The sequence below is a fragment of the Streptomyces sp. NPDC058459 genome (assembly GCF_042721685.1).
Taxonomy (GTDB): Bacteria; Actinomycetota; Actinomycetes; order Streptomycetales; family Streptomycetaceae; genus Streptomyces.
The window spans coordinates 1-5,932 of record NZ_JBHXLV010000291.1; the positions used below are offsets into that span (position 1 = coordinate 1).

The 5,932-nt window shown below is 66.4% G+C and carries 11 protein-coding genes; all 11 read right to left on the reverse strand.

Going from position 1 to position 5,932, the window contains the following annotated elements; genetic code table 11:
- Positions 1–92: 92 nt before the first annotated feature.
- The 11 genes from rpsQ to rpsJ are packed head-to-tail and all read right to left on the reverse strand — an operon-like array spanning position 93 to position 5,470.
- Positions 93–377 carry a 30S ribosomal protein S17 gene (gene rpsQ / locus ACFWN1_RS30890; protein ID WP_030811683.1) on the reverse strand — a complete coding sequence of 95 codons (285 nt, stop codon included), beginning with the start codon at positions 375–377 and terminating at the stop codon, positions 93–95.
- Complete coding sequence (gene rpmC, locus ACFWN1_RS30895) at positions 377–601, reverse strand: 50S ribosomal protein L29 (protein WP_007494763.1); 225 nt, start codon at positions 599–601, stop codon at positions 377–379. The genes rpsQ and rpmC overlap by 1 nt, the downstream gene beginning before the upstream one ends.
- Positions 601–1,020: a 50S ribosomal protein L16 gene (gene rplP, locus ACFWN1_RS30900; RefSeq protein ID WP_030811678.1), complete on the reverse strand. Its 420-nt coding sequence runs from the start codon at positions 1,018–1,020 to the stop codon at positions 601–603. The genes rpmC and rplP overlap by 1 nt, the downstream gene beginning before the upstream one ends.
- Before the next feature lie 5 nt (positions 1,021–1,025).
- On the reverse strand, positions 1,026–1,856 hold the full coding sequence (rpsC, locus tag ACFWN1_RS30905) for a 30S ribosomal protein S3 (RefSeq protein ID WP_384369284.1): 831 nt from the start codon (positions 1,854–1,856) through the stop codon (positions 1,026–1,028).
- The gene (rplV, locus tag ACFWN1_RS30910) at positions 1,856–2,203 is read right to left on the reverse strand and encodes a 50S ribosomal protein L22 (protein ID WP_003974262.1); all 348 of its coding nucleotides are present in this window, start codon (positions 2,201–2,203) and stop codon (positions 1,856–1,858) included. Before rplV ends, rpsC begins: the two co-directional genes overlap by 1 nt.
- A gap of 44 nt (positions 2,204–2,247) precedes the next feature.
- Positions 2,248–2,529 carry a 30S ribosomal protein S19 gene (rpsS, locus tag ACFWN1_RS30915; RefSeq protein ID WP_361348271.1) on the reverse strand — a complete coding sequence of 94 codons (282 nt, stop codon included), beginning with the start codon at positions 2,527–2,529 and terminating at the stop codon, positions 2,248–2,250.
- A 12-nt stretch (positions 2,530–2,541) separates the two neighbouring features.
- The gene (gene rplB / locus ACFWN1_RS30920; protein WP_384369287.1) at positions 2,542–3,378 is read right to left on the reverse strand and encodes a 50S ribosomal protein L2; all 837 of its coding nucleotides are present in this window, start codon (positions 3,376–3,378) and stop codon (positions 2,542–2,544) included.
- Between the two features lie 40 nt (positions 3,379–3,418).
- Entirely contained in the window at positions 3,419–3,838 is a 420-nt protein-coding gene (gene rplW, locus ACFWN1_RS30925; protein WP_384369290.1) for a 50S ribosomal protein L23, read from the reverse strand.
- Positions 3,838–4,494 (reverse strand): 50S ribosomal protein L4, encoded by a 657-nt coding sequence (gene rplD, locus ACFWN1_RS30930; RefSeq protein ID WP_164187147.1) that lies wholly within the window; start codon positions 4,492–4,494, stop codon positions 3,838–3,840. The genes rplW and rplD overlap by 1 nt, the downstream gene beginning before the upstream one ends.
- A gap of 5 nt (positions 4,495–4,499) precedes the next feature.
- Positions 4,500–5,144, reverse strand: coding sequence for a 50S ribosomal protein L3 (gene rplC / locus ACFWN1_RS30935; RefSeq protein ID WP_384369293.1), 645 nt, complete (start codon positions 5,142–5,144; stop codon positions 4,500–4,502).
- Positions 5,145–5,161: 17 nt separating this feature from the next.
- Positions 5,162–5,470: a 30S ribosomal protein S10 gene (rpsJ, locus tag ACFWN1_RS30940; protein WP_003948644.1), complete on the reverse strand. Its 309-nt coding sequence runs from the start codon at positions 5,468–5,470 to the stop codon at positions 5,162–5,164.
- Between the last annotated feature and the right edge of the window lie 462 nt (positions 5,471–5,932).

Here is a 5,932-nt window from a genome sequence, read left to right on the forward strand (position 1 = left end):
GGGTCCTGTTACGGACCCCGGCCGAGCCTGGCGGAACTGTCCTGCGGATTGTCCCGCAGGAATACCTTGCGAAAGGAATTCCCTGACGGGAATTACTTGGCCTTCTCGAGGATCTCGACGATGCGCCAGCGCTTCGTCGAGGACAGCGGCCGGGTCTCCGCGAGGAGGACACGGTCGCCGACGCCGGCGGCGTTCTGCTCGTCGTGAGCCTTGAGCTTGTTCGTACGGCGGATGACCTTGCCGTACAGCGCGTGCTTCACGCGGTCCTCGACGGCGACGACGACGGTCTTGTCCATCTTGTCGCTGACGACGAGACCCTCGCGGGTCTTGCGGAAGCCGCGGGCCTCTGCGTTCTCAGTCACGTTCTTCTCGCTCATCAGGCGTTCTCCACCGTCTCGATGCCCAGCTCACGCTCGCGCATCAGGGTGTAGATCCGCGCGATGTCCTTGCGGACCGCCTTCAGACGGCCGTGGTTCTCGAGCTGCCCGGTCGCCGCCTGGAAGCGGAGATTGAACAGCTCTTCCTTGGCCTCGCGGAGCTTCGCAAGAAGCTCTTCGTTGCCCAGCTCGCGCAGCTCGGACGCCTTGGTACCGGCCGACATCACGCTTCACCTGCCTCGCGCTTGACGATCCGGCACTTCATCGGCAGCTTGTGAGCCGCACGAGTGAGGGCCTCACGCGCAATCTTCTCGTTGGGGTACGACAGCTCGAACATGACGCGTCCGGGCTTGACGTTGGCGATCCACCACTCCGGCGAACCCTTACCGGAACCCATGCGGGTCTCGGCAGGCTTCTTGGTGAGGGGACGGTCCGGGTAGATGTTGATCCAGACCTTGCCGCCACGCTTGATGTGGCGGGTCATGGCGATACGAGCCGCTTCAATCTGACGGTTCGTCACATACGCCGGGGTCAGCGCCTGGATGCCGTACTCGCCGAACGCAACCTGCGTGCCGCCCTTGGCCATGCCGCTGCGCTTCGGGTGGTGCTGCTTGCGGTGCTTGACCCTACGGGGGATCAGCATGTCGGTCAGGCCTCCGTTCCGGTGCTCTCAGCCGGAGCGGCGGCGGCGGGAGCCTCGGCCTTGGGGGCCTCGGCGCCGGCAGCCTGCTGCGGCTTACGACCACGCCCGCCACGCTCGCCGCCGCGGCCACCACGGGCCGGGCGGTCGGCGCCACCACGGGCCGGGCGGTTACCCGCACGGGCCGCGGCGTTCTCGGCGCGGACCTCGGCGATGTTCTTGACATCGCCCTTGTAGATCCAGACCTTCACGCCGATGCGGCCGAAGGTCGTCTTGGCCTCGAAGAAGCCGTAGTCCACGTTCGCGCGGAGCGTGTGCAGGGGCACACGGCCCTCGCGGTAGAACTCCGAGCGGGACATCTCGGCGCCACCGAGGCGGCCACCGCACTGGATCTTGATGCCCTTGGCGCCGGCCTTCATCGTCGACTGCATGCTCTTGCGCATGGCGCGACGGAAGGAGACACGCGAGGACAGCTGCTCGGCGACGGCCTGAGCGACCAGCTGGGCATCCGTCTCGGGGTTCTTGACCTCGAGGATGTTCAGCTGGACCTGCTTGCCCGTCAGCTTCTCCAGCTGACCGCGGATCTTGTCGGCCTCCGCACCACGGCGGCCGATGACGATGCCCGGACGCGCGGTGTGGATGTCCACGCGGACGCGGTCACGGGTGCGCTCGATCTCCACCTTGGAGATGCCCGCGCGCTCCATGCCCTGCGTCAGCAGGCGACGGATGGCCACGTCTTCCTTGACGTAGTCCTTGTACAGCTTGTCGGCGTACCAACGCGACTTGAAGTCGGTCGTGACACCGAGCCGGAACCCGTGCGGGTTTACCTTCTGGCCCATTACCGGGTTCCTTCCTTGCTGCTGACGACCACGGTGATGTGGCTGGTCCGCTTGCGGATCCGGTAGGCACGGCCCTGTGCGCGCGGCCGGAACCGCTTCAGGGTCGGGCCCTCGTCGACGTACGCCTCGGAAATGAAGAGGCTGTCGGCGTCGGTGTGGTCGTAGTTGTGCGCGGCGTTGGCGATGGCGCTGTCGAGCACCTTGCCGACCGGCACGGAGGCTGCCTGCGGAGCGAATCGCAGAACAGCCTGAGCCTCCGTGGCGTCCATGCCACGGATAAGGTCCACCACGCGGCGGGCCTTCATGGGCGTAACGCGGATGTACCGCGCCTGGGCCCTGGCTTCCATGGTTGTCCCTCTCAGTTACTTACGTGTCTGAATGCGATCCGCTGCTAGCGGCGCTTCGACTTCCGGTCGTCCTTGACGTGGCCGCGGAAGGTGCGCGTCGGCGAGAACTCGCCGAGCTTGTGACCGACCATCGCCTCGGTGACGAACACCGGGATGTGCGTCTTGCCGTTGTGCACCGCCAGCGTGTGACCCAGCATCGCCGGGACGATCATCGAGCGACGGGACCAGGTCTTGATGACGTTCTTGGTGCCGGCTTCGTTCTGGGCGTCCACCTTCTTGATGAGGTGGTCGTCGACGAAGGGCCCCTTCTTCAAGCTACGAGGCATCTCAACCCGTCCTTAGCGCTTCTTGTTCGTCTTGCGGCGGCGGACGATGTACTTGTTCGACGCCTTCTTGGGCGAACGAGTACGGCCTTCCTTCTTGCCCCACGGGGACACAGGGTGGCGACCACCGGAGGTCCGGCCCTCACCACCACCGTGCGGGTGGTCAACCGGGTTCATGACCACACCACGGACGGTCGGGCGAACGCCCAGCCACCGCTTACGGCCCGCCTTGCCCCAGTTGATGTTGCTCTGCTCGGCGTTGCCGACCTCACCGACGGTGGCGCGGCAGCGCGCGTCCACCATGCGGATCTCGCCGGACGGCATACGCAGGGTCGCCATGGCGCCCTCACGAGCCAGCAGCTGCACGGAAGCACCGGCGGAGCGGGCGAACTTGGCACCGCCACCGGGACGGAGCTCGATCGCGTGGATCGTGGTACCGACCGGGATGTTGCGGAGGGCCAGGTTGCTGCCCGGCTTGATGTCGGCACCCGGGCCGCTCTCCACCCGGTCACCCTGCTGCAGGTTGCGCGGGGCGAGGATGTAGCGCTTCTCGCCGTCCGCGTAGTGCAGCAGCGCGATGCGCGCGGTGCGGTTGGGGTCGTACTCGATGTGCGCGACCTTCGCCGGCACGCCGTCCTTGTCGTGACGACGGAAGTCGATCACTCGGTAGGCGCGCTTGTGTCCGCCACCCTGGTGGCGAACGGTCACACGACCGGCGTTGTTACGGCCGCCCTTGCTGTGCAGAGGGCGGACCAGCGACTTCTCCGGCGTGGACCGCGTGACCTCGACGAAGTCGGCGACGCTGGCGCCACGACGGCCCGGCGTAGTCGGCTTGTACTTGCGGATTCCCATTTCTCAGTCCTCGTCCGATATCGGACGATCCAGACCGCCGTCAGGCGGTCGGACCGCCGAAGATGTCGATACGGTCGCCCTCAGCGAGGGTCACGATCGCGCGCTTGCTGCCGGCACGCTGACCGAAACCGGTCTTCGTGCGCTTGCGCTTGCCCTGGCGGTTGATCGTGTTGACCCCGGTGACCTTGACCTCGAAGACCGCCTGGACGGCCTGCTTGATCTGGGTCTTGTTGGCGTTCGGGGCGACGATGAACGTGTACTTGCCCTCGTCGAGGAGCGCGTAGCTCTTCTCCGAGACGACCGGCTTGAGCAGCACGTCACGGGGGTCCGTGAAGGACTTGCTCAGCGGGGTCTCGACCGTCTTCTTGCCCTCGGTGGCGTGACGCTTCGCCTTGGCGACGCGCGCGGCCTTGGCGGCCTTGGCGGCCTTCGAGGCGATGCTCGGGTGGCGCGTAGCCATCAGGCTTCGCTCCCTTCGGTGTCATTGGCCTTCGGGCCGGACACGAAGGACTCGAAAGCGGCCTGGGTGAAGACCACGTCGTCCGAGACGAGAACGTCGTACGTGTTCAGCTGGCCCGGCTCCAGGATGTGGACCTGGGGCAGGTTGCGCGCGGAAAGCAGCGCGGCCTCGTCGGAGCGCTCGATGACCAGGAGCACGTTCTTGCGCTCGCTGACCTTGCCGAGGAAGCTCCTCGCGGCCTTGGTGGAGGGGGTGTCACCCTCGACCACGCCGGTGATGACGTGGATACGGGCGTTGCGGGCCCGGTCGGTGAGGGCGTGGCGCAGGGCCGCGGCCTTCATCTTCTTGGGGGTCCGCTGCGAGTAGTCACGCGGGGTGGGACCGTGGACGACGCCACCGCCGGCGAACTGCGGCGCACGCGTCGAACCCTGGCGCGCGCGGCCGGTGCCCTTCTGACGGTAGGGCTTCCTACCGCCACCGCGGACCTCGCCACGGCGCTTGACCTTGTGCGTGCCCTGGCGGGCGGCGGCCAGCTGCGCGACGACGACCTGGTGAAGCAGCGGAACGCTGATCTTCTCCACGTCGAAGATCTCGGCCGGGAGCTCTACGGTCCCGGCGTTGTCGCCGGAGGGCGACAGAATGTCAATGGTGCTCATAGTCCTCAGGCCCCCTTGGCCGCGGTGCGGACCAGGACGAGGCCGCCGTTCGGACCAGGAACCGCGCCCTTGATGAGGAGCAGGCCCTTCTCCGCGTCAACGGCGTGAACGGTCAGGTTCTGGGTGGTGACCCGCTCGTTGCCCATGCGACCCGCCATGCGCATGCCCTTGAAGACACGGCCGGGGGTGGCACAGCCACCGATGGAACCGGGCATGCGGTGCACACGGTGGGCACCGTGGGACGCCTTGCCACCCTTGAAGTTGTGGCGCTTCATGACACCGGCGAAGCCCTTGCCCTTGCTCTTCGCGGTGACGTCGACCTTGACGCCCGACTCGAAGACCTCGGCAGTGATCTCCTGACCCAGCGTGTACTCGCCGGCGTCGGAGGTACGCAGCTCCACCAGGTGGCGGCGCGGGGTCACGTCGGCCTTGGCGAAGTGGCCCTTGAGGGGCTTGTTCACCTTGCGCGGGTCGATCTCGCCGAAGGCGATCTGGACCGACTCGTAGCCGTCGACGTCGTTCGTGCGGACCTGGGTCACGACATTCGGGCCGGCCTTGACGACGGTGACCGGAACAACACGGTTGTTCTCGTCCCACACCTGCGTCATGCCGAGCTTCTCGCCCAGGATGCCCTTGATCTGCTTAGCCATTCTCAGATCACCGGCCCTTAGAGCTTGATCTCGATGTCGACACCGGCCGGAAGGTCGAGTCGCATCAGGGAGTCAACGGTCTTGGGCGTCGGGTCGAGGATGTCGATCAGGCGCTTGTGCGTGCGCATCTCGAAGTGCTCGCGCGAGTCCTTGTACTTGTGCGGCGACTTGATGACGCAGTACACGTTCTTCTCAGTGGGCAGCGGCACCGGGCCCGCGACCGACGCACCAGTGCGGGTCACCGTCTCGACGATCTTCTTCGCCGAGGAGTCGATGACCTCGTGGTCGTAGGCCTTGAGCCGAATGCGGATCTTCTGTCCCGCCATGGCTACTCAGTAGTCCTGTCTCTTCTTACGCTCCGGAACCCGGCGGTCTCACACTGCCTTCTCTCCGACCCACGCGGTCGGGCGTGTCGCACTGCCGCTAACAAGGATGCCCATCACTGGAACATCCCTCCAGGGAATGCACACGGCCCTGCCGGAACCGCGGGCCGGGGGCGGAAGGCCCACCGGGCGCCTGGCCGGCGTTGCGCTCACACTTCCCGGAAGATTCCCGTACGTCCAACCCGCGAGGGGTTGACGAGTACTGTGGGACTCGCTTCCGGTCCTCCCGGCGGGAGGCGCGCAGCATCAACGCTCGACCGAGCAACTCCGACAGTCTGCCATATGGCGTACCCCCATGGCCAATCGAGCCGAGTAGATTACCCCGACAGTGACGCAGGTCAAACCCGTCGGGAGCATCGGCTGAGGGGAACGTCACAGGAACAGCGAAGAGGCCCGCACGACTTG

What these genes read in the sequence shown, in the direction of transcription:
- rplV (WP_003974262.1), bottom strand. Translation starts at nt 2,203, where the DNA reads ATGGAAGCCAGGGCCCAGGCGCGGTACATCCGCGTTACGCCCATGAAG.
- rplW (WP_384369290.1), bottom strand. Translation starts at nt 3,838, where the DNA reads ATGGCTACGCGCCACCCGAGCATCGCCTCGAAGGCCGCCAAGGCCGCC.
- rpsJ (WP_003948644.1), bottom strand. Translation starts at nt 5,470, where the DNA reads ATGGCGGGACAGAAGATCCGCATTCGGCTCAAGGCCTACGACCACGAG.
- rplC (WP_384369293.1), bottom strand. Translation starts at nt 5,144, where the DNA reads ATGGCTAAGCAGATCAAGGGCATCCTGGGCGAGAAGCTCGGCATGACG.
- rplP (WP_030811678.1), bottom strand. Translation starts at nt 1,020, where the DNA reads ATGCTGATCCCCCGTAGGGTCAAGCACCGCAAGCAGCACCACCCGAAG.
- rplB (WP_384369287.1), bottom strand. Translation starts at nt 3,378, where the DNA reads ATGGGAATCCGCAAGTACAAGCCGACTACGCCGGGCCGTCGTGGCGCC.
- rpsS (WP_361348271.1), bottom strand. Translation starts at nt 2,529, where the DNA reads ATGCCTCGTAGCTTGAAGAAGGGGCCCTTCGTCGACGACCACCTCATC.
- rpsQ (WP_030811683.1), bottom strand. Translation starts at nt 377, where the DNA reads ATGAGCGAGAAGAACGTGACTGAGAACGCAGAGGCCCGCGGCTTCCGC.
- rpsC (WP_384369284.1), bottom strand. Translation starts at nt 1,856, where the DNA reads ATGGGCCAGAAGGTAAACCCGCACGGGTTCCGGCTCGGTGTCACGACC.
- rpmC (WP_007494763.1), bottom strand. Translation starts at nt 601, where the DNA reads ATGTCGGCCGGTACCAAGGCGTCCGAGCTGCGCGAGCTGGGCAACGAA.
- rplD (WP_164187147.1), bottom strand. Translation starts at nt 4,494, where the DNA reads ATGAGCACCATTGACATTCTGTCGCCCTCCGGCGACAACGCCGGGACC.